The 22,787-nt window shown below is 54.5% G+C and carries 20 protein-coding genes; 7 read left to right on the forward strand and 13 right to left on the reverse strand.

The genetic code is table 11. From position 1 onward, the window contains the following. Nucleotides 1–60 precede the first annotated feature (60 nt). From AMM48_RS12235 to AMM48_RS12255, 5 genes are all read right to left on the reverse strand, one after another. The gene (locus tag AMM48_RS12235; protein WP_102784266.1) at nt 61–837 is read right to left on the reverse strand and encodes a hypothetical protein; all 777 of its coding nucleotides are present in this window, start codon (nt 835–837) and stop codon (nt 61–63) included. A 127-nt stretch (nt 838–964) separates the two neighbouring features. Further along, nucleotides 965–1,528, reverse strand: coding sequence for a DUF697 domain-containing protein (locus tag AMM48_RS12240; protein WP_158246467.1), 564 nt, complete (start codon nt 1,526–1,528; stop codon nt 965–967). Nucleotides 1,529–1,634: 106 nt separating this feature from the next. Beyond that, the gene (locus tag AMM48_RS12245; protein WP_244271216.1) at nt 1,635–2,993 is read right to left on the reverse strand and encodes an SPFH domain-containing protein; all 1,359 of its coding nucleotides are present in this window, start codon (nt 2,991–2,993) and stop codon (nt 1,635–1,637) included. A 47-nt stretch (nt 2,994–3,040) separates the two neighbouring features. Then, entirely contained in the window at nt 3,041–3,229 is a 189-nt protein-coding gene (locus tag AMM48_RS12250; RefSeq protein ID WP_240626434.1) for a hypothetical protein, read from the reverse strand. Between the two features lie 50 nt (nt 3,230–3,279). Then, nucleotides 3,280–3,786 (reverse strand): DUF697 domain-containing protein, encoded by a 507-nt coding sequence (locus tag AMM48_RS12255; protein WP_102784268.1) that lies wholly within the window; start codon nt 3,784–3,786, stop codon nt 3,280–3,282. A 191-nt stretch (nt 3,787–3,977) separates the two neighbouring features. On the opposite strand from AMM48_RS12255, the gene AMM48_RS12260 reads away from it, so the two are divergent. The 4 genes from AMM48_RS12260 to AMM48_RS12275 are packed head-to-tail and all read left to right on the forward strand — an operon-like array spanning nt 3,978 to nt 8,456. Beyond that, the gene (locus AMM48_RS12260; protein WP_102784269.1) at nt 3,978–4,763 is read left to right on the forward strand and encodes a hypothetical protein; all 786 of its coding nucleotides are present in this window, start codon (nt 3,978–3,980) and stop codon (nt 4,761–4,763) included. After that, nucleotides 4,760–6,784, forward strand: a complete 2,025-nt coding sequence (locus tag AMM48_RS12265; RefSeq protein WP_102784270.1) for an MFS transporter — start codon at nt 4,760–4,762, stop codon at nt 6,782–6,784. The genes AMM48_RS12260 and AMM48_RS12265 overlap by 4 nt, the downstream gene beginning before the upstream one ends. After that, nucleotides 6,781–7,794 carry an ABC transporter substrate-binding protein gene (locus AMM48_RS12270; protein WP_102784271.1) on the forward strand — a complete coding sequence of 338 codons (1,014 nt, stop codon included), beginning with the start codon at nt 6,781–6,783 and terminating at the stop codon, nt 7,792–7,794. Before AMM48_RS12265 ends, AMM48_RS12270 begins: the two co-directional genes overlap by 4 nt. Continuing rightward, nucleotides 7,791–8,456, forward strand: coding sequence for a hypothetical protein (locus AMM48_RS12275; protein WP_102784272.1), 666 nt, complete (start codon nt 7,791–7,793; stop codon nt 8,454–8,456). Before AMM48_RS12270 ends, AMM48_RS12275 begins: the two co-directional genes overlap by 4 nt. A 6-nt stretch (nt 8,457–8,462) precedes the next feature. Here AMM48_RS12275 and AMM48_RS12280 read toward each other — a convergent pair whose 3' ends face one another. After that, a complete protein-coding gene (locus AMM48_RS12280; protein ID WP_102784273.1) occupies nt 8,463–9,674 on the reverse strand; it encodes a TAXI family TRAP transporter solute-binding subunit in 1,212 nt (403 codons plus the stop codon). 281 nt (nt 9,675–9,955) lie between these two features. Here AMM48_RS12280 and AMM48_RS12285 point away from each other — a divergent pair, with 281 nt between their 5' ends. The 3 genes from AMM48_RS12285 (at nt 9,956) to AMM48_RS12295 (ending at nt 14,444) form a co-directional block, all read left to right on the forward strand. Further along, nucleotides 9,956–11,041 (forward strand): pyridoxal-phosphate dependent enzyme, encoded by a 1,086-nt coding sequence (locus tag AMM48_RS12285; protein WP_102784274.1) that lies wholly within the window; start codon nt 9,956–9,958, stop codon nt 11,039–11,041. 111 nt (nt 11,042–11,152) lie between these two features. After that, complete coding sequence (locus tag AMM48_RS12290; protein ID WP_102784275.1) at nt 11,153–12,802, forward strand: cyclic peptide export ABC transporter; 1,650 nt, start codon at nt 11,153–11,155, stop codon at nt 12,800–12,802. Nucleotide 12,803: 1 nt separating this feature from the next. Further along, entirely contained in the window at nt 12,804–14,444 is a 1,641-nt protein-coding gene (locus tag AMM48_RS12295; RefSeq protein ID WP_158246468.1) for a cyclic peptide export ABC transporter, read from the forward strand. A 13-nt stretch (nt 14,445–14,457) separates the two neighbouring features. Here the strand turns inward: AMM48_RS12295 and AMM48_RS12300 are convergent, their stop codons facing one another. The 7 genes from AMM48_RS12300 to hutH all read right to left on the reverse strand — a co-directional run bounded on the left by AMM48_RS12300 (nt 14,458) and on the right by hutH (nt 22,693). After that, on the reverse strand, nt 14,458–15,207 hold the full coding sequence (locus AMM48_RS12300; protein ID WP_102784277.1) for an alpha/beta fold hydrolase: 750 nt from the start codon (nt 15,205–15,207) through the stop codon (nt 14,458–14,460). A 162-nt stretch (nt 15,208–15,369) separates the two neighbouring features. Then, nucleotides 15,370–16,917 (reverse strand): TRAP transporter large permease subunit, encoded by a 1,548-nt coding sequence (locus AMM48_RS12305; RefSeq protein WP_102784278.1) that lies wholly within the window; start codon nt 16,915–16,917, stop codon nt 15,370–15,372. After that, on the reverse strand, nt 16,917–17,438 hold the full coding sequence (locus AMM48_RS12310; protein ID WP_102784279.1) for a TRAP transporter small permease subunit: 522 nt from the start codon (nt 17,436–17,438) through the stop codon (nt 16,917–16,919). Before AMM48_RS12310 ends, AMM48_RS12305 begins: the two co-directional genes overlap by 1 nt. Nucleotides 17,439–17,500: 62 nt before the next feature. Continuing rightward, entirely contained in the window at nt 17,501–18,598 is a 1,098-nt protein-coding gene (locus tag AMM48_RS12315) for a TRAP transporter substrate-binding protein (RefSeq protein WP_022731500.1), read from the reverse strand. A gap of 71 nt (nt 18,599–18,669) precedes the next feature. Beyond that, a complete protein-coding gene (gene hutU, locus AMM48_RS12320; protein WP_102784280.1) occupies nt 18,670–20,355 on the reverse strand; it encodes a urocanate hydratase in 1,686 nt (561 codons plus the stop codon). Then, nucleotides 20,352–21,155 (reverse strand): N-formylglutamate deformylase, encoded by an 804-nt coding sequence (hutG, locus tag AMM48_RS12325; protein WP_102784281.1) that lies wholly within the window; start codon nt 21,153–21,155, stop codon nt 20,352–20,354. The genes hutU and hutG overlap by 4 nt, the downstream gene beginning before the upstream one ends. A gap of 2 nt (nt 21,156–21,157) precedes the next feature. Further along, nucleotides 21,158–22,693, reverse strand: a complete 1,536-nt coding sequence (gene hutH, locus AMM48_RS12330) for a histidine ammonia-lyase (protein WP_198413536.1) — start codon at nt 22,691–22,693, stop codon at nt 21,158–21,160. Nucleotides 22,694–22,787: the final 94 nt, after the last annotated feature.

Genomic DNA, 22,787 nt, shown 5'->3' on the forward strand with positions numbered 1-22,787 from the left:
CCAAACCAGAATTGATCAAGGCGTAGCACCCTTGTTCAAAGTACCTGTGTTACCTGGAACTTACCACCAGCTTGGACCAGCACCTTCAAACTCGGTCCGGGCGGGCATGGTCAGGGCAAGCCAGGCTTTTGCCCCTGGCCAGACATGGGTTTGATACTGCCCAAAATTTTCATATCGCAGGATGAAACAGGCGTCCTTCTGCGTAATCTCTGATGGGGTATAAAGCGCAAGCGGGCTCATCATCGCGGTCGTCAATGTCTTTGCCAGACTTTCCCGCGCCACCCAAAGCAAACTGGCCGCCCGAAAATCGGATAAGGCTAGCCTGTCACACTGCGCACGGGTTTTCGGTTCAAGCCCCGCAAGTACGGGCCCAACATCCTCTTGTGACGGCACATCAACATCAATCCCCATCGGATGGGCACGATGAAAAATCAGTGCGGCGCCATAGCTTTGCGAATGTGAAATTGATACGCCCAGTTGCGCGATATCACATTTCCCATTTTCACTGATCATTATTGGTTGATCAAATACGCCGTTTTCCACCGAAACACCGGATGGATCCACATCCGGACAGTGTTGGCGTAACGCCAGCTTGGCCGCCAACCGACCTGCCACAAAGCTATCGCGGCGGCGGGCATGTTTAAAAGTTTCGTGCCGATCTGTTTCGCGCATGTGAAAAGATGACGAGATCAACCCGGCGCGATCTGCTGGCGTCAGCACGTCAAGATCAATCACCGCCAGCGTCGCACGCAGGATTTTATCCGCGTCAAAGCTGCCCGACTGTGTGGGGCGCAGCAGGTCAAACGATTGCAGTTTCACGGCATCAGACGCAGTCACGTCGCGGCCTCATCATAGCGGGGCGGGTAGATGGGGCAAAGTACCCTGCCCCACAAACAAAAGGAATGCCCAAAGCATGCTTTGGGCATTCCTGAAAAGATATCGGCAATCTGGTTCGAAAACCCGATTACGCTTTGGCTGTCGACGCATTACCAGCAGGTTTCGCTGTCGTCTTACTGCCGCCCTTAACAAATTCCGACGCTTTGCGCTTGCCTTCGGCAAACTCGTCCTTGAATTTTTCAGATGCTTCATCCGCGTCAAAGTCGGCAACCGTCCCGCCCTTGGCAAAGTGCCATGCAAAGACACGCCCCAGCGCATAGGTGCAGGCCGCGGCAAAGGTCGGCATCGCCACAACACCAAAGATCGTCCCGACAACCGGAACACGACGGATCAGGCGTGCCGTCGCATAGCCGACCCCCGTCACCGGCAATACCGTTGCCACCAGTGTTGCGATCGAACTTTTGATCGCATTTTCCGAGAACGGCACACCATACGCATCACACAGTTTCGCAACCATGCGAAGCTGGATGGTGCTGCTTGCTGCCATCTCAAGGAAAGGAATTGGAACAAGCCCGCCAACCGCCGCATAGGCAGCATGGCGATGAATGCACCCACGCACGACAGCGCGGAGCTCAGCTTCTTCTTCTACGGCAACTTCTTCAGTCTCGTCGACTTTATCTGCTTCGCTCATCATGGCCTCTTTGCAATTATCTGTTGGCTGGCAAGGTTACAAAACGGATACCTAATTTATCCGCAGCTTAACCCAACTTACGGTTTATCGCAATAAACAGAAGTTGTTACTGTTTTAAGTCCGATTTCATTTCCGGCACGGCTGCGGGCTCACGCCCGGCCGGTGCCTCGGCACGTGATCCACTTGGATCGTAAACCGGGGCGATGGACTCCATCACCTTTTGCATAGTGCCCGGTGCGGTTGCTTCTTCAACATCTGGTGTTGCCGAACCGGCTTTCGGTACGTCTGGCTTCATCGCAGGTGTCGGCTGACCGCCCGGGGCATTCGGATTTTTTGGTTTGGCCTGGCTTGATGACGGCCCCTTGCCATCAGGGTCACGAAGCCCCGGTGAAATGGCATTCTGCGGTGAGATTTCAGTACCGCGTGCGTTAAAGTCATTCGCCGATGGCAATGTTTCCTGCCGATCCCCGGTCAATTCGGCACCGGATTCCTCAGACTCCCGCGACGCCCTCGGCGCATCGGCTGTATTCAAAATCACCGGAAGCCCATCTCGGCCACCGATAATAATCGTCTTGCTGTTGCGCGACGTCGCCAGCGACATGGTCGCTTCAATCCCGCGCAGACGCAGATATTCCTCGGTAATCGTTTTGGCGACAATATCCTGAAATTCACGGATACCTTCGGCCTCGATCTTCTTACGCTGCTTTTCTTTTTCTTCGCGTGCCAGACGGAAATCATATTCCAGCATCGCCTGATACTGTTCAGCCTTGCGTTCAATCGCATCGGCAACACGCTGCGGAAGCTTGACCGACCTGATCAAAACATCTTCAACCGTCACAAGCCTTCCCTGAAAACTCTGATTAACCAGGGATGAGCCAAGCTGATTGACCATCCGTTCAAGGATCTCCGCCTGAATGAACGCACGCGTTTCGGTATAAAGCTGTTCAGGGGTGTAACGTGAAATCAACTCACGCGCATGCGATCCGATTTCCGGATAAACAAGAACTTCCGGGTAATCCGGCCCCACAAGCTTATGCAGCATCCCGGCCGCTTCACGGTTAATGCGATAACGCACCGCAATGTCGACTTCCATCGACAAACCGTTGGATGAAATGGTGTCATAGACGCGCGCCTGATTTTGCAAACGTGCATCGTAAATAAACATTTTATCCCATGGGAAGATCAGCTGAACGCCTTCGCCGTAGCTCCGTTCGACAACTGTCCCGCCAAAGAATCGATACCACATGACCCCGACATGCCCTGACGGAATGGTGATAAAGATCTGCGGCGCCAGCGCGATCATCCCAATCAGGACGAAAAAGATCGTGATCAGAAAACTGGTCTGATAGCGCTTTACAACGCTTTGCAACCCATAAACGATCCGCCCGGCAATCCCGCGTGGACGCCCGTCGTCGTCCTCCCCTCTATCGGGACCGCTTGCGGACATTGTGGTGCCATCAACCATTCGTTATCTCGTTCTCGTATGCTTTTTTCTGAAAAGTCGATTGCACGTCAGTAGTCTTCGATATCTTTGATTTTTTCACGAACTTCGCGCGATGGACGGGCGACAAGCTGCACCAAAAAGTCCCCAATCGGCGTAATCACAACCGCCAGGATGAAATGCCCCAGAAACCCGAACGAGGTCTTACGCCCCAAAAGACCGCAAACGATCGCGGCAAGTAAATAAAGTATGATAATCATTAATTGCATAACTTTGGATTCCGACGCCCGAGTTTACCCTGCTGGATCGATCATGCCGCTTTCGCGTCTTTAACGACCGTGAAGCCTTCTTTGAATTTTTCTTTAAAGTACGGCTCTGCCTGTTTCGGATCGAAATCCTTCAAGGTCCCGCCTGCCGCATAATGCATCACAAAAACACGGCCCAGCGCATAGGTAAATGCCGCATTGAAACCCGGCATGGTCAGAATGCTCAAGGACGCGCCAAGCACTGGCAAGGCCTTGGACAGCCCGGAAAAAATACCCGTCGCCAAAAACGATTTTCCTAAAACACCACCGGTAATACTGGTCATCATCGTCGCGATGACAGCCTGACCACTGCTCTTGCGAAAATCGACATTATAAAGACTGCTCAGTTCCGCCAGCATTTTAAGCTGCACGGCAACCACCGCGGTCGAATCCAGAACGGGAATGGGAATAAGGCCGGTGCCCGCAGCCCAAAGCATATTACGCCGAACAATGCCGCCAGCAAGCCGCTTCTGCTTGTTGCGTTTCAACTGTTCTAACCGTGCATTGCCCATATCACCCCCCGGTTTTGTTAAGTACCTAAAGCATAAACGCTAAATTTTCACACTGCAAACCGATTCAGGGGCTTATACGCACTTGACCGCAGCACTTAGGCAACCGACGATAGCCTTTTAAGAATAAAACGCCTGCCAAAAAGGACCAAAATGTTGGATTGCCCTTTCCGCGCCTTCGCAGGAGCATTGCAGTGAGCCTGGCAACAAAGATCGGTGTTGCACTTTTTCTCGTGCTGGCAGCTGCACTTGGCATGACAACCGTGCTGAACTACCTGCGCTTTGATCAAACTCTAAGAACCTTGGTCACACAGCGGATCAACGTCGTCAGCAACGAAACCAGTCAGGACCTCCTGGCCGGGATTGATCTGGGGCTGCGTCTGGAAAATATGGAAAACCTTGGGGCGATTCTGGATCGCCGCCTTGGCATGTCGCGCGAAGTCACCCACATCGCTGTACAAAACTGTCAGGGAACGATCATCACCCAGACAGCTCCCGATACGGCCACCAAGACCGCCCAAGGTGCCGGTACCACGGAAGTACCGCCGGACGCACAGGACAAAACATCATGGACTCGCTTTACCGATCAGGGCGTCATCGCCGTGACACCCCTGCGCGATAGTCTGGGCCAATGTGCCGGTATGCTGGTAATTACCGCCGACAGCGGCGAATATTTCCGTAAACTCGATGGCGCCTTTACCGAAATGTGGAAATCGGCCGCCATCGGGATGCTCGCCATCATTCCTGTTCTGGGTCTTCTGGTGGTTTTAATGCGCCGCCGCCACCGGGTATTTTCCGAACTCCACGAAGATATCGAACGCGCACTCGCCGGTCAGGCAGGCACCAGCACCGCCCATGACAAGGATGTTCTTACCGAAAGCGAGATGGACCTGATCGCGCTGTATCGTGAAATCCGCGACCAGTTGCCAAATGATGATCCCCAGACAGATCGCGATACATCGGTGGAGAAATCCACATGACCCAGAACACCCAACCAAAATCTCCTCTGCCCGGTGCGGCGAAAACATCCCATCGCCGCATCGTGCCAAAGGGCACGATCTGGATTTTACTGCTGTTTAGCACATTGGCACTGTGTGTCGCGCTGATCGGGATCTCATGGCGCGCGGCTGATCTTGCGCGTGCGGACCTGCAATCGGAAATCCGTGAAAAGGCCGAAATCGAAGCCAGAACACTGGCCGAAAAAATCGAACATGCCTTGGAACTTGGCATCCCGCTCGATGCGATTGTCGGGTTCGAAGACGTCGTGCATCAACTGCAATCTGGCGACCCGGATCTAAGCTTTGCTGCAATCGTGCACGGGCAGGACCTGCTGCATGTCGGCGGCATGGCGCGTGATGCGATCAAACAGGCACTTGCCAGTGACAATGATGCCGGCACCGACACACACCCCAGCATCATCACCCGTGTCACGCTTGGCCATGAGGCCCACATCGATCATCTCGAAAATGATCTGGCAATTGTCATTGGCCATGACCGCGCCGCCCTGATGCGCCCTGTTACCGACAATCTGTTTGATATCGCGATCATTTTCATCATCACGCTAGCACTATCGTTTGAACTTGTCTTACTGGTTCTGACCGTCAATGTGGCCCTGCCCGCCCGGGTTGCCCGACGGGTTTTGACCAATGTCCGTGAACGTAAATTCACAATCCTGCATGGTCAGTCGACACGCGATGAAATCGGCAGTTTCATGGAACACATCAACACCGTGATCAGCCGCACGGCGCAAAAGGTCGGCACCCGACCGCACCGGGAACGCGAAGTAAAACTGATCGGCGTGCGCTTGCTGGCCTTCATGTTTGTTCTGGCCGAAGAACTCGCACGTCCAATCATGCCCGCGTTCTTTAGTCAGGTTACCGCGCCGACCATTGATGGGCAGCTTGGTGCGGGGATCGTCATGGCAACACATCTTCTGATGGTTGCCATTGCCATGCCACTCTGCAGCCTGTTTCAGGAACGGATCGGATCGTTGCGCATGTATCTGGCCGGGGCCCTTCTTGCCACCATTGGCCTATGCGGAACGGCCTTTGCCACCGGTCTTTGGGACCTGATCCTGTGGCGCGCATTATCGGGCATCGGGTACGCTACAACCTTTGTCGCCTGTCAGTCCTATGTCCTTGATGCGACCAATGACAGCAACCGCACACAGGGAACGGCCATGATGGTCAGCGGCATTATGCTTGCCGATATTTGCGGCCCGGCGGTTGGCGGTATTTTTGCCGGTCACTTTGGTGACGCCATCACCTTTGTCGCCGGGGCCGCAATGGCTTGTCTGGCGGTTGCATTGGCCTTCTTCCTGATGGACAACACCGTTCGCGGCAAAACATCCCCCCCTGTCCCGACACGCAAAGCCTTCAAGGCCATGCTGGGCAATCGACGACTACAAGTCTTGGTCCTGTTTGCCGCCGTCCCGGCCAAACTCATCCTCAGCGGGTTTCTGTATTACCTGACCCCTTTGATCTTGTTGCAATCTGGTGCCACCACCGCCGAAACCGGGCGTGTGATCATGCTCTATGGTCTTGTTGCCCTTCTGACAGGTTGGGGGGTCGCGCGTTGGACCGATAGCAAACAAAATGAAATTAGGGCTGTGGGCATTGGCGGCGGATTAACCGCAACCGGCCTGTTGCTGGCAGGCTTCATGCCACAATATGCAACCTTTGCCGTCGCAGTTGCCATGCTTGGTCTTGCACAGGCGACCTCGATCCCGGCCCAACTTTCTGCCAGTCTGAAAATCAGTGCCGATTTCACCCGCGATCATGGATCGGGCCCGGTGCTTGCCGTTCTGCGACTGGCAGAACGGCTTGGCGGCGCCTTGGGGCCGTTGCTGGCTGCCGGATTAACCTTGTGGGTTGGCACCGATGCGGCAGTCTTGTGTTTCGGGGCGATTGCCGCAGTTGCGGTGATTTTCTTTGAGATCATGATCGGTCACGTGCCCGCAGATCAAAAAACCAAACCCTCCGTGCAGGGGGACGCACCATGACCCATCTGATCCATTTTTTGCGTATTCTCACCGTGCTTATGCTGGCCGTCACGTTTTCCACGACCAGTGTTTTGGCGCAAACCAACAACACCGATCCATTGAAAATCGCAATGATCCTTTGGCGTGGCGAAACACGGGTCGAAGATGGTTTTCGAGGCTTTTTTGCCGATCGCGGCATTCCTGTCGATCTTCAGATTTATGATGTTGAACGCGATCTTTCCCGCATCCCGGGCATCATCGCGACCTTACGCAAAAACCCGCCTGATCTTGTTTATACCTGGGGTACCGGGATCACATCCAACGTTGTTGGCAAATATAACCAGGTCGATCCCGATGAAAACATCACCGATCTTCCCGTGGTGTTTGTCATGGTGTCGTCTCCTTGGAAAACCGGCATTGCCGCGCCGCTCGGACAATCGCGCCCCAACATCACCGGGGCCACCCACATTGCCCCGCTGCCTGCACAAATTCAGGCCATCCGCGCGTATCGCCCAATGACCAAGTTGGGGGTTGTCTATAATAGCGGTGAAGACAACTCGGTTTCCAACGTCGAAGAACTGACCGCACTTGGGACCGAAATGGGATTTGACGTCCTTGCCGCCCCGCTTGGCCAAAATGGTGATCCGTCATCAACTGACATCGCGCCCGCCGTTGCCGATCTTGCCAAACGCGGTGCGGATATCCTCTATATCGGGCCGGACAACTTTATTGGCACGTACCGCGATGCCCTGACCGATGCTGGCTTTGACAACGGTCTGGCCGCCTTTAGTGCCACGGAACTTGAAGTCCGCGACGGGCAGGCAATGCTGGGTCTGGTCAGCCGCTATGAACTTGTCGGACGGTTGGCGGCAAGCAAGGTCGAAGACATCCTGATCAATGGCGTCTCACCGGCTGATATTCCCATTGAAACACTTGACCGGTTTTCTTATCTGATCCGGCTGTCATCGGCGCGCAGGCTGGCACTCTATCCACCACTTTCGTTGCTTGATTACGCTGAAATTATCAAATGACTCTAATTGCCCGTCTGAATGAAACCCATCTATCCGCCGTCATTGCGTTGCATCACGATGTGCTCGCCGATGCCGATCCGACACTGGTCGCCGGTGAAACAGACATCTTTTTTAAGCAGCATCTGTCTGACTGCGGCCAGATATTTGGCATCCTTGATCAAGATACCCTGCTTGCCTATGGCGTCTTGGGGTTACCACGCCCCGGTGATCTTAATTTCGGAGCCGATCACGGCTTACCGCCCGACCAACTAAAATCGGTGGCGCATATCGACGGCGTTGCGGTCAGACGCGATTGTCGTGGGCAGAACTGGCAATATAAATTGACGTGTCATCGTCTAAACGCGGCACGCACTGCTGGACGTGAAATTGCACTGACCACCGTCGCACCCGGCAATGTCGCAAGCCTGATCAACATTCTGTCTGCCGGAATGATCATTCGTGGTCTGAAGGAAAAATATGGTGGTCATCGGTTTTTGATGCGCGCTGACCTCGGCAAAAACCCAATGCCCCACCAAACCAATGAAATCACCCAATGGTGCCCGGCAACAGATTTTGAAAACTGTCATCGCATACTAAAGGCGCGCTATGTCGGCGTGACTTTTCGTAAGGCCACCTCGCAAAGCGCCCCGGACATCGGCTGGTTGCCGCTTGACTGCACGTAGGTGGTTTCACTGCATATAGGTGTAAGGCGTGTTTGCCGCGTTTGAAACGCTATCTGGCTCATTATAGAACTGCTGCCAGTCGCAGGCATGCAGATCAGTTTCCCAATAGCATGCCGCCCCTTTATGGAACGGCAGGAAATTGCCCTTCTCATACATGTCATCGGCCATAACACTGCGAAAGGTTGGAAACTCGGTTTTCAGCTGTTCGATATTCTCGTGGATGATGCGGGTCACCCAGTACACCACATACGGATCAGCCACTTCATAGGCCATCAGTGACGCCTTGAAACCATATGAGTTAATTGCCTGTTCCTGCCGGTCATACGTCCTCGCCGGAAGGACCTGATCAAAGAAATAATGGTTTGCCAAAACCAGTTTCTGGGTCAATGGTCCGCCCATGCCAATCACTTTGGCATCACAGGCAAGGCTGTCTTCAATGATGGATGCCGGATGCCCGATCCACAGACCAAACGCATCAATATAATCTTCGCAAATACCAAGCCGGTTGTAGTCCTGCGCAACGCTGTAGACCGTTTCCATATCGTCAAGCGTGATGCCGTATTGACCGAGCAATTCCAGCCACAACTCACGTGATGCCGACCCTTCCGGACCAATATTAATCCGCTTTCCGCGTAAATCCGCAATGCTTTCAATCTCGGAATCCTGACGCACAATCAAAAGCCCCATCTCGTCATGCAATGACATGACAGACCGCGCGCCAGAGATCGGGTTAACCCCGGCCTGAGCTTCCCAGTTGTTGTTTGATTGCACAATCGCCAGCTGGACCCGACCTTCTTTCATCAATTGGATATTGCTGCCAACCCCCTGGGATCGAAGCGGGACGCAATGAACTCGATGACGTTTGTAGCTGCGACGCATCATGTCGCAGATTTTCGCTGCCACCTGAAAATACACGCCATTCGTACTGCCGCTATAGATCGCAGCGTAATAGGAACGTTCGCTTTTGCCATCGCCCATAATTTCTGTGGCATTCGACAATGCGATCAGACTGTCAGGGTCCTGCGACTTGCGCCGATATTGCGACAGGGGAATAGCATCGGGTTTATAAAGCCACCCATCAACCATATCCGGGTTACTGTCGCTGATCTTGATATCATCCGCATCATACTGGTCGACATCAAAAGCCTCAGCTTTGGGGGCACTGGCCTGCGCGGAATCCGCCGTTGTCGCGTCTTGCGCGAAACCAGCAACTGACATCCCGCAAACGAGATACAGCGATACAATCGTCCATCTTATTGGTTTAGTCAGGCCGTCCGATGAAAACCACAAGGTCAATTCTACCACAACCAGTTTGCGCAACAGGCTTTACTGTACTGGATTTTATCGCGCACCGTCGAGATTCAATCTTGCGCATTGCAAAGTTTCTCAGACATTTAACCTGTATTCTTAAGCAAATTGTATTTGACGATCCAAAGAGCCCTTATCATAACCATTAGTATGTATATTCAGACACCACCCTTGCCACTCAGGATCATGCAGTGACCGGTTTAAACGCCTTTGCCCCCGGACGCGACGAGGTTTATCAGGCCTTTGATCTGATCTCGTCTTGGCCTGACTACTGCCAAAGCCCGTTGCTGTCATGCCCGGGCTTGGCCGATGAGCTTGGCATTGGCAAGGTCTGGATCAAGGATGAAAGCAAACGGTTTGGCCTTGGCGGAGTTAAGGCCCTTGGCGCGCCCTATGGGCTGAAACGTCAACTCCTTAAACGCGGCATTGAACCCGGAAGCCCTCAGTGCCGCGACTATACCGCCATCGCCGCCACCGATGGCAACCACGGCCTTGCAACTGCGTGGGCGGCGACGAAATTCAATTGCCCGGCAAAAATCTATGTCGGAAGCGACGTTGACCCGGCCCGTATGCGGCGCATCCGCGATAATGGCGCGGAACTGGTTTATGTCGATGGCACCTATGATGATGCAGTCCTTGCCGCCAGCGACGCGGCAACGGCATCGAATGTTCTATTGATCACCGACACCGATTATAGTGGCGATCTGGATGTGACGCGCGATATCATGGCGGGTTACGCCGTGCTGGGTGTCGAATGCGCCCGTCAACTTCGTGCCCAGAATGAAATCCTCGACAGCATCTTTCTACAATGTGGGGTCGGCGGCATGGCGGCGGGATGTGCGATTGGCATGTGGCATGAAACCGGGCAAAAGCCGGTGGTTTGTTCTGTCGAACCTGAAACCGCTGCCTGCGTTAAAACAAGCATCGAACGCGGCACATTGACCCGTGTGCCGGGAAAACTTCTGACCCGTATGGTCGGACTGTCGTGTGGTTGTCCCAGCCTGTCGGCATTTGAAATTCTTCAAGACGTCTGCATTGGAAATATCGTGATTAACGATGCCATTGCCAAACGCGTGCAGGACCAAATGACACTCGGTGTTCGCAACGATCCGCCGCTTGATACATGGGACACCGGGATATCGGGTATTGCCGGGTTGTGGCATGTCGCGCAAAACCCCGAACTGCGGGATCGCTTCGCCCTCACCAGCCAAAGTCGCGTGCTTGTGATCAACAGCGAAGGTGCCATTCCCGACCAGTATCTTCAGCCAAATGTTTGATGCGTATTTGATGGATATTTCACGAAACATATTTGGGCCGCTGGACAGTTCATCAGGCCATGCTACAGTTGATCCATCAACGCTAGGTTTGTTTTGGGGGCCGTTAACTAAATGAAGTTGCTGGAATTGTTATCTTGGGGCGATAACAACCTTGTCATCCGGCTTGGCGTTGCAGGTGCACTTTCGGGTGTCGGCAGCGCAGCACTTCTTGGTATCGTCAACACGGCCGCCGAAGAAATCGCAGATAACGGCATTGACGAGGTGAATTGGGCACTTGCCGCGACCTTTATCGTGCTGGCCGTTGTTTACTTCCTTGCCGAAGTATTTTTGATCAGCACCATTGCCCGGCAAATCGAAAACGGTATCGACCGGGTCCGCAAAAAGCTGTTGTCGCAAATCGCCGTTGCCGACTTTGCCCAGATTGAGATTTTCGGCCAGTCCCGCCTTTTTGACAGCATCACCCAAAGCACACAGAACATCTCGCAAAACTCCCACATGATCGGCATGGCTTTTAGAAGCCTGCTGCTGCTGATTGCTGTCATGGCGTATGTGTTCTGGCTGTCGATGCTGGCGTTTTTCATCATTGTCGTCGTGGTCGGGGTCGGCATTCTGATCTATCTGCGGATGGGCAAAACGCTTTCGATGTGGTTTGGCAAACTTCATCAGGTTGAAACCATCCTGTTTGACCGGGTGTCCGATTTGTTTGCGGGCATCAAGGAAGTCCGGATGTGGTCCAAACGCAGCGACGCCTTCAAGGTCGCCTTTGACAATGCGTCTGACAACAAGGCCGAGATCGGCAAAAAAGCCCAAACCATGATTTCGCGTCAGATGATCATGGGCATTTCGGCTTTCTATATCCTGCTGGCCATCATCGTCTTTATCGTGCCGGTATATTCCGACAGTTTCGATGCCGACGTTGCCAAAATCAGTACTGCCGTTCTGTTCATGATCGGCCCGATCAGCATCATTGTGCAGTCAATGTCGGTTCTTGGCATGGCCGAAAGATCGGCCGTTCGCATGATGCAACTGTCACAAGACCTCGAAGACATTCGCGAACCGATTGCCGAAGACGGCATGCCGCTCAGCGATCCTTTCGATCACGTCAGTTTTGAAAATGTTATCTTCACCTATCCCAACCGTGATCCGCGCCACGGGTTTGAATTGGGACCGATTGATTTATCCGTCAAACGCGGTGAGCTTTTGTTTATCACCGGCGGCAATGGGGCCGGCAAATCGACCTTGATCAAGCTTCTGACCGGTCTGTATCGTCCTGTTTCTGGCAAGGTCAGCATCAACAATACCCAGCTTGGCCCGCAAAGCATGTCGGCCTATCGCAATCTGATCGCGACCGTTTTTTCAGACTCTCATCTGTTTGAAGAACTGTTCGGCACAGCCGATATTACCACCGAGGATGCGCAATACTGGATCGAACGGTTTGAGCTTGCCCACGTGACCGGCATTCGCGACGGACGGTTTATCACCATCGCGCTATCGGCTGGACAACGCAAACGCTTGGCCCTGATTACGGCCATTCTTGAAGATCGACCGATCATCGTTCTTGATGAATGGGCCGCCGATCAGGACCCGTATTTCCGCAAAAAGTTCTACCGCGAAATTCTGCCTGAACTTAAACAACGCGGCACGACCATCATCGCCGTCACCCATGACGATCATTATTTTGATGTTGCTGACCGTCGATTGCACCTTGATACCGGCAAGCTGACCGAGCTTGATCTCAATGACCCGCGCGGGAGGATCTGACATGATGCTGTTCAATGTCCTGCGCACGCGCGCGAACATCAATATGCGCACTGTTGTCGCCCTCTTGGTCATGGCGGCCGTCTCAACCACCATGGTTCTGGTCATCGTCAATATGGCCTCGTCTCAGGCCGAAGAGGGCACCATCAGCGCACGCCTTCTGGCCTTGATGGCGCTATCATTGATCGGCTTTATCTGGTCGCAGCACACAGCAGACACGCTTGTCGCAGGCGAGGTCGAACGCATTCTGCATCAATTCCGCTTATCCCTGTTTGACGAAGTCCGCACATCCTCACCCGAAACGCTTGAAACCGTTGGTCAGGGCCCGATACAGGCCGCCATGACCCAGGAAATGCAGACCATCTCAAACACCCTGCCGATGCTGATGAACGGCATACAGCAACTGGTTCTGATCGTGTTTGTCAGCCTGTATCTTGCGTGGTTGTCGCTGTTTGCCTTTGCCATGATCGCCGTGCTTGCTGCCTTGGCTGTCGGCATTCACCTCTATCGCATCAAACGCATTAATGCCGCTGTCCGCGAAGCCGCCGAGGACGAAGGCAAACTGTTTGGCGGGCTGACCGATCTGCTTGATGGTTTTAAGGAAGTGAAGATGAACAGTCTTCGCCGTGAAACCCTGCTGTCGCGGCTCAAAACCCGGTCGGAACGTACCCGCGATACCAAGGCCACCATCAAACAACAATGGACCCGTGAAACCGCCGCCGTGCAACTTGCGTTTTATATCATGATGGCGGCCATGGTTTTCATCGTGCCGATGTTCACATCCGACTATCATGACGTCGCGGTGCAAACCACAACCGCCACCCTGTTTTTGTTTGGCCCCATCGGCTCGACCATCATGACGTTGCCTGCTTTTAACGACAGCGAAGCCGCCCTTGCCAAAATCACCAGCCTGCAAGAAGAAATCGGTGATGCGCTCATAAAACAGCACCAGCACGAAGCCAATGCCACCGACAGCAAAGACGCCAGCGCACCGCTTACCGACATCACTGAAATTGCGCTGAACGATGTACGCTTTACCTATCCCGGCCCAACTGGCGGATTTTCCGTTGGCCCGCTGAACGCCAGCTTCAAACGGGGTGAAATTACCTTTATCACCGGGGGCAACGGGGCGGGAAAATCAACCATGATCGCGCTTTTGACCGGTCTTCGCGCCTTTGACAGCGGGGAAATCACGGTCAATGGCACGCCCCTAAACATTGATCAGCTCCAGAACTACCGCGATCAATTTGCCTCGGTCCTTGCCGGATACCACCTTTTTGACGCGCTTTATGGTATTGACCCGATTGACGAAGATAAGGTCAACGCCCTGCTCAATCAGATGGAAATTGCCGATAAGGTAACGCTTGAAAACAACGCCTTTTCAACAACATCCTTGTCGCAGGGCCAACGCAAACGCTTGGCCCTGATCACCGCCCTTCTCGAAGAAAAACCCGTCCTCGTACTTGATGAATGGGCCGCGGATCAGGACCCGCATTTCCGTTCGGTCTTTTATGAAAAAATCCTGCCCGACCTGCGCGCACAGGGCAAAATCCTGATCTGCGTCACCCATGATGACAGATGGTTCCACCTTGCGGATCGCATCTATCATGTGCGCGACGGCCAATTTGACGACACCAGCACCTAGGCCAGAACGTCGATCAACCGCCAAACGCGTCCGCAACCGCCCCGGTCACTGCATCCTGATGGTCGGTGATAAAGAAATGCCCGCCAGCATAAACATGCTTGGCAAACCTGCCCGTGGTTGCCTTCTGCCAACCATCAAGGTCGTCTGGCACCGGGCTTGTATCCATATCCCCGCCAAACACGGTAATCGGACAGGATAGCTTGGCCAGATCACCGGAATATGCGGTTTCCGAAAGCTTGAAATCGGCGCGAAGTGGCGCTTCAAACAAGTCCCGATATTCCTGATTTTCAAGAATTTCATTCGGTGTCCCGCCATATTTGGCGATCTCTTGCCAGAATTGGTCGGACGGCAATCCATATAAGGGTGCGCGTTTCATCGCGATATCGGGGCTACGCCGTGCCGCCAAAAACAAATGCTCTGGCCCGCACTCCCCTTCTCTAGCCTCCGCAACCATCTTACACGCCAGATGGTGCGAAATGATCGCCCCCATCGAATAGCCAAAAAATGCATACGGCTTATCGGTCAACGGGCCGATGGCCGCATGGATGGCCGCAACCATGCCATCGATTGTATCAATCAATGGTTCGCCAAACCGCTGCTCGCGCCCCGGAAGGCACACCAGCACAATCTCGGTATCATCAGGTATCTGGCTGCGCCATGACCGATAGAAAGACGCCCCGCCGCCGGCAAACGGAAAGCAAAATAGCCGCCGCCGTGCGGGCACCTGCCCCGGTAAAGTCACGAACCACTTACTGCTGTCCATCAAGACCCCATGCGCCAACCAGAAAATGACAAACCCCTTGTTATCATCGTTTTAGCCGTAACTCCAACGCGCACGATTTTCACGCCTGACATCACCCAAAACAAAGCGCCCCCGAAATTATCGAGGGCGCCTTGAAACATATCTCTTTGCAACCTGATCAGATCAGAACACCACACTCGGCAACCAGACCGCCAGCGACGGCCAAAGCCAGATCACGAAAATGCCAAACACCTGAAGCGCGATGAACGGCACCACACCTTTGTAAATCTGGCCCGTGGTGATTTCCGGTGGGGCCGCACTGCGCAGGTAAAATAACGAGAACCCGAACGGCGGGGTTAAGAACGATGTCTGAAGATTGATCGCAATCAGGATCGCCAGCCACACCGGATCATGCCCCATCATGATCAAGCCGGGCGCAATAAGCGGCAGCAAGATCACCGTGATTTCAACGAAATCAAGGAAGAAGCCCAGAACGAAAATCACCGCCATGCAGAAGAACAGCGCCCCCGTCGGGCCGCCGGGCATGGATTCAAGGATTTCCGCCACATGGTCTTCACCGCCCAACCCGATAAACACCAGCGAGAACATGCTGGCCGTCAGGATGGTGGCAAAAATCATCGACGATACCGTCATGGTCGATGTCAGCGCGGATTTCAAAACATCCGCCTTCCATGCCTGTTTCAAACAGGCCGCAATCGCCACAATCCCGGCAATCGACAGCACGACGTAGCCCGCACCCAGCACATAATCAAACCCGGTCAGATCACTGCGCTGCAATCTCACCGGTGCCACACCGGCCATGATCGCCAAAATCAGCAACGCCGCCGTGCCCAGCAGCACCAGATTACGATTAGCCCCCTGACGCACACCCGCCATCAGGATTGCGCCAATCGCGCCCACCGATGCGGCCTCGGTCGGGGTGGCAATCCCGCCAAGGATCGCGCCAAGTACGGCGATAATCAGCAACACCGGCGGCAACACCGCGCCGAAAACCTCCCCCATACTGGGTCGGCCATCGTCACTTTGAACCGGCGGCATGTCCTGCGGGCGAAAATATCCGCGCAGCAAAATATAGATGATGTAAATCGCCACTAGTGTCAGGCCCGGGATCAAGGCGCCAGCAAAAATCTGCCCGACTGAAATGGTTTCAATCGTGAACTTGCCCTGCTCATACTGCGCTTGCTGATAGGCCGATGACATCACATCTGACAGGATAATCAACAATGTCGAGGGCGGAATAATCTGCCCCAATGTCCCGGCCGTACAAACAAGCCCGGATGCCAGTTTCGGGTTATATCCCGTGCGCAACATGGTTGGCAGCGCGATCATGCCCATGGCAATCACCGTCGCGCCAACAATCCCGGTCGATGCCGCCAAAAGCGCGCCGACCAACACCACCGAAATGCCAAGCCCGCCGCGCAACTGGCCAAACAACCGCCCCATGGTATGAAGCAAATCCTCGGCAATGCGCGACCGTTCAAGAACAACCCCCATCAGGACGAACAACGGAATGGCGATCAAAACGTCATTGGTCAGCGTGCCAAAGACCCGCTGTCCGAACGCCCCCATCAGACCGATGTTCATCGTATCGGTGACCCAGCCGAGATAGCCAAACGCCACCGCAACACCGGCAATCGAAAATGACACCGGGAAACCCAGAAGGATGCAGCCCATCAGGGCGACAAACATCAATAAATCAAGATATTCCATTAGCTTTGCGCACCCCTGTCTTCAGCACCGCCGCGCAAAATAATGATTTGCCTGAGCAAACAGGCCACAGACTGAATAATCAAAAGAATACAAAATGCCGGGATCAGTGATTTCAAAAGCCACACGGCAGGAATCCCCCCAACCGAAATCGCCCCTTCCATCATGGATACAGAATTAACCACCGATGGCCATGTCCAATACAGTAAGGCCGCCATCGACGGGATTGCCAGAAACACATAGCCAAACGTATCTATGCGCGCCTTGGTGGTGTCCTTGGCGGCGGCATAGAAAATATCGACCCGCACATGCCGATCCACCAAAAGCGTATAACCCGCACCAAGCATGAAAAGCCCGGAATGCAGGTACAAAACGCTTTCATTCAGCGCAATAAAGCTGAACCCGAAAACATAGCGCAGCAAAACCACGGAAAACTGCAAAAGAACCATCAACAGCGCAAACCAGCGCACCGTCATCCCGGTCCAGTGGTTCACAAGATCAAGCCGATCAGCAAGGCGTTGCATCAAATCCCCCCGAAAGCAAAAACCGGCGCAAGGGCAACCCCTTGCGCCGGTTAGCATCTTTATCAGAAGCCAAGCACCTTGGCGCGTGCATTCATCTGACCATTATCGGCATAGGTCATATAACCGCCAATCAGGTCACGATAAGACACAAAGCTTTCGGTTACTTTGCGTGTCAACGCATCGTCGCTTTCGCGCAATTCGCCAATCACTTCGGCCGCGGCTTCACCCATGGCGGTGATCACTTCTTCTGGCAACATACGGACTTTGACGTCCTGCTCGGCCACCAGTTTCTGCAATGCCATCGCGTGTTTGGTCTCATACTCGGTCCAGACTTCATTATAAAGACTGTCACAGGCAAATTTGACCACGGCTTTAAGATCATCGGGCAGATCGGCAAACGCCTTGGCATTAACCGCACATTCCTCGGCTGAAGACGGCTCGCCAACACCCGGCCAGTAGTAGTTTTTGGCAACCTGATAGAAACCAAGCGCACTGTCGGACCAAGGGCCAATGAACTCACCGGCATCAAGCGCGCCTGACTGCAACGCCTGGAACATGTCGCGCCCGCCCATGGCCTGAACCGCCATGCCAAGTTTTGAGCACATCTCGGACGCAAGGCCCGTGGTGCGGAATTTAAGGCCCTTAAGGTCATCAACCGAATTGATTTCATTGCGGAACCAACCGGCCCACTGCGGGCCAGAGTTACCGCACAGGAACGGCTTCAACCCGAACTGACCATACATTTCATCATACAGGTCCTGACCGCCACCGTGCGCCAGCCAACCGGCCTGCTCGTCGGCACGCAGGCCAAATGGCTGCGACCCGAACAGAAGGATACCTTTGGATTTTGACCCCCAATAGGCCGGAACTGCGTGATAAATTTCTGCTGTGCCTTCGGCCACCGCATCAAACACACCATTGCCCGGAACAAGTTCGCCCGCAGCATGCAGTTTGACTTCAATCCGCCCGCCCGAAAGGGTGGTGATACGATCAGCCAGTTTCTGTGCCGCAACGCCCGGCCCAGGAAGATTTTTCGGCCATGCGGTAACCATGTTCCACTGGCGTTTATCCTGTGCAATCGCTGGCGTTGCAAAAGTTGCGGCCGCGGCCGCAGCACCAACACCGGCAACACCGGCGGTCAGAAAATCACGTCTTTTCATTGTTAAGCCTCCTTGATTGAACCCTGATCAGGGGCGGGGAAACCCCGCACCTGTCGTTTAACGTATCGAATTTATTTGCCGAGAATCCCGGGCAGATTAAGCCCGTGTTCACGTGCACAATCGAGTGCAATGTCATATCCCGCATCGGCATGACGCATCACACCGGTTGCCGGATCATTCCAAAGAACGCGTTCGACCCTACGTGCGGCATCTTCTGTGCCGTCACAACAAATCACCATGCCCGAATGCTGCGAAAAGCCCATTCCGACACCGCCGCCATGATGCAACGAAACCCATGTGGCCCCCGATGCGGTATTAAGCAGCGCATTAAGCAACGGCCAGTCACTGACCGCGTCCGAGCCATCTTGCATGGCTTCGGTTTCGCGGTTCGGGCTTGCGACCGAACCACTGTCAAGATGGTCACGACCGATCACCACCGGGGCTTTCAACTCACCATTCTTGACCATCTCGTTAAACGCCAGCCCCAAACGATGGCGCTGCCCCAGCCCGACCCAGCAAATACGCGCGGGCAGACCCTGGAAGGAAATCCGATCCCGCGCCATGTCCAGCCAGTTATGCAGATGCTCATCATCGGGGATCAGTTCTTTGACCTTCTGATCGGTCTTGTAAATGTCTTCCGGATCACCCGAAAGGGCCGCCCAGCGGAACGGACCAATCCCCTTGCAAAACAGCGGTCGGATATAGGCCGGAACAAAGCCGGGAAACGCAAATGCGTTTTCCAGACCTTCTTCAAGCGCGACCTGACGGATGTTGTTGCCGTAATCGACCGTCGGGATACCGGCATCATGGAATGCCACCATCGCCTCGACCTGAACGCGCATTGATGCGCGGGCGGCTTTTTCGACTGCTTTCGGATCAGATTCCTGCTTTTCGCGCCACTGCGCAACCGTCCAGTTTTGCGGCAAATAACCATGCACCGGATCATGGGCCGATGTCTGATCCGTCACAATATCCGGACGCACGCCGCGCTTGACCAGTTCCGGGAATACATCGGCCGCATTGCCAATCAGGGCGACTGATTTGGCCTCTCCCGCCTTGGTCCAGCGATCAATCATTTCTAACGCTTCATCAAGCGAATGGGTCTTGGCATCGACATAGCGGGTCCGAAGGCGGAAATCAGCCCGCGTCTCATCGCATTCCACTGCCAAACAGCACGCCCCGGCCATCACAGCCGCCAACGGCTGTGCGCCGCCCATGCCGCCCAGACCACCGGTCAGTATCCATTTGCCCTTAAGGCTGCCGTCATAATGCTGACGCCCGGCCTCGACAAAGGTTTCATAGGTGCCCTGCACAATGCCCTGCGACCCGATATAAATCCACGAACCCGCTGTCATCTGGCCATACATCGCCAGACCCTTTTTATCGAGTTCGTTGAAATGGTCCCAATTGGCCCAGTGGGGCACAAGGTTGGAATTGGCGATCAAAACGCGCGGCGCATCCTTATGGGTCTGGAACACCCCAACCGGCTTGCCCGACTGCACCAAAAGGGTCTGGTCGTCTTCCAGTTCTTTGAGGCTGGCAACGATCTGATCAAAATCCTTCCACGTCCGGGCCGCCCGGCCAATCCCGCCGTAAACCACCAATTCATGCGGATTTTCGGCAACATCAGGATGAAGGTTATTCATCAACATGCGCATCGGCGCTTCGGTCAGCCAGCTTTTCGCCGTGATTTCGCTTCCGGTTGCCGGATAGATATCACGCTGATTGTGACGCGGGTTGTTGGTCTGATTGGTCATGACTTGCCTCGTAGTGCAGGGGCCAATGCGGCCAAAGTTGTCAAAATTTCAGAAAGATGCGTGCGCAGTTTTGCAGCCCGCGTCTCGTCATAGGTCCAAGGGGCTGCCTCGGCCTCAAGATAGGTTGATTGGGCGAGTTCCATCTGGATGGCGTGCTGATTGATCTCGGGGCGACCATAATGGCGCGTGGTCCAACCGCCTTTGAAACGACCATTCAAAATGGACGAGTATCCTTCGGCCTGCGCACAAATATCCTGGGTCAGTGTTTCAATCGTATGGTCACAGGTCGTGCCCAGATTGGTACCAATATTGAAATCAGGAAGCGTACCCTCAAACAAAAACGGAATGTTTGACCGGATCGAATGGCAATCATACAGGATCGCAATCCCATGCTTGGCGCGCACACGCTCAAGCTCCGCCCAAAGGGCCGCGTGATAAGGCGCGTGGAACTGCTTGGCACGATCTGCGATATCGTCTTGGGTTGGCGCCACACCCCAAATGTTTTGACCATCAAAGTCGGTCAGTGGCACCAAGGTTGTGGTGTTTTGACCGGGATACAGGCTTTCACCCGCCGGATCACGGTTGGCATCAATCACATACCGATGGAACGTCGCGCGCACAGTCGTCGCCCCATCCAACACCCCGTCATACAGGGTATGGATATGCCAATCGGTATCGGCCAGTTCGCGTCCGCGATCATTGAGTTTGGCGGCAATCTCATCGGGCACATACGTCCCGGTATGGGGCAGCCCCAAAACAATCGGGCTATCGCCGCGTTTGATTTCAACCGGATCAGCCATGCTTAAATACCCCCACCAACGACAAAGCCCGAAAGACCGGCGGTATTTACAAGCGTTCCGTTGGTTACAAGCTCACCCGCCTTGGCCAAATCGGGCGCCATATAACGATCCTGTTTGACGGTCGCGATATCCTTGCGCACCGTGCCCAGCACATTTTGCAAGCCGGTACTGGTTTTAAGCGGGGCTCTGAACTCAACACCCTGCGCGGCACAGATCAGCTCGACGCCCAGAATATAAGACAGGTTGGCATTCATCCGCGCCAACCGGCGTGCCCCGTGGGCCGCCATCGACACATGGTCTTCCTGATTGGCACTGGTTGGCGTGCTGTCGGTTGAACACGGGTTTGCCAGATGTTTGTTTTCACTCATCAATGCCGCCGTGGTCACTTCTGCAATCATCAGACCAGAATTCAAACCCGGTTCCGGCGTTAAGAATGGCGGCAAATCATGCGACAATGTTGGATCAACCATAAGTGCTACCCGGCGCTGCGCAATCGCCCCGATTTCCGCCACGGCAAGCGCGATTTGATCGGCGGCAAAGGCCACCGGCTCAGCATGGAAATTCCCGCCCGAAACAATGCGGCCATCTTCTTTAAGGACCAGCGGATTATCGGTCACCGCATTGGCTTCAATTTCCAATGTCTGCCCGGCAAAGCGCAGCAAATCCATCGCCGCCCCGGTCACCTGTGGCTGACAGCGGATGCAATAGGGGTCCTGAACACGGGTGTCGCCTTCGCGATGGCTTTCACGGATTTCCGATCCATCCATTAAATCACGCATGGCGCGCGCAACATTGATCTGGCCGGGATGGCCGCGCAATGTATGGATTTCGTCAACCAGTGGGGCGGTTGATCCCATGATCGCATCGGTCGAAAGTGATGCGGTAACGATCGAGCTTGCCGCATTTCGCCACGCCGAAAACAGTCCAACCAGCGCGCAGGCGGTTGAGAACTGCGTACCGTTAATCAGCGCCAAGCCTTCTTTCGGACCCAACACCACCGGGGTCAAACCAGCTTTGGCAAGGGCATCCGCACCGGGCATGGTCGCGCCTTCATATACCGCTTCACCCGCCCCGATCATGACCGCTGCCATATGGGCCAGTGGGGCCAGATCGCCCGATGCCCCAACCGATCCTTGCGACGGGATCACCGGCACAACGCCCTTTTCAAGCATCCCCTCAATAAGATCGATTATATCCCAGCGCACCCCCGATGCCCCGCGCCCAAGTGACAGCAGCTTTAACGCCATCATCAACCGTGTGGTCGGCACATCAAGCGCTTCGCCGACCCCGCAGCAGTGGCTTAGGATCAGGTTGCGTTGCAGGGTTTCGGTATCTTTCGATGCAATCTTGACTGATGCCAGTTTGCCAAAACCAGTATTGACCCCATACACCGCATCTTCGCCATCCGCCGCGGCCCGAACCATGGCGTGGGCGGCCTCCACCCCGGCCTTGGCCGATGGATCAAGTTTAACCGCGCGCTGATCGCGCCAGATGGCTTCAAGATCCGCCAGTTTTGCCGATGCAGGAACGAGCGTCAGGGGCGTAGTGTTGCCTTGGGTCTGGTTATGGGTCGCGGTCATTATGCATCCCTTTAGAATACAGCGTTGTGGGGCTTGGGCATTGGATTAGGAT

It is taken from the genome of Thalassospira sp. GB04J01, assembly GCF_000751115.1.
Classification (GTDB): domain Bacteria; phylum Pseudomonadota; class Alphaproteobacteria; order Rhodospirillales; family Thalassospiraceae; genus Thalassospira; species Thalassospira lucentensis.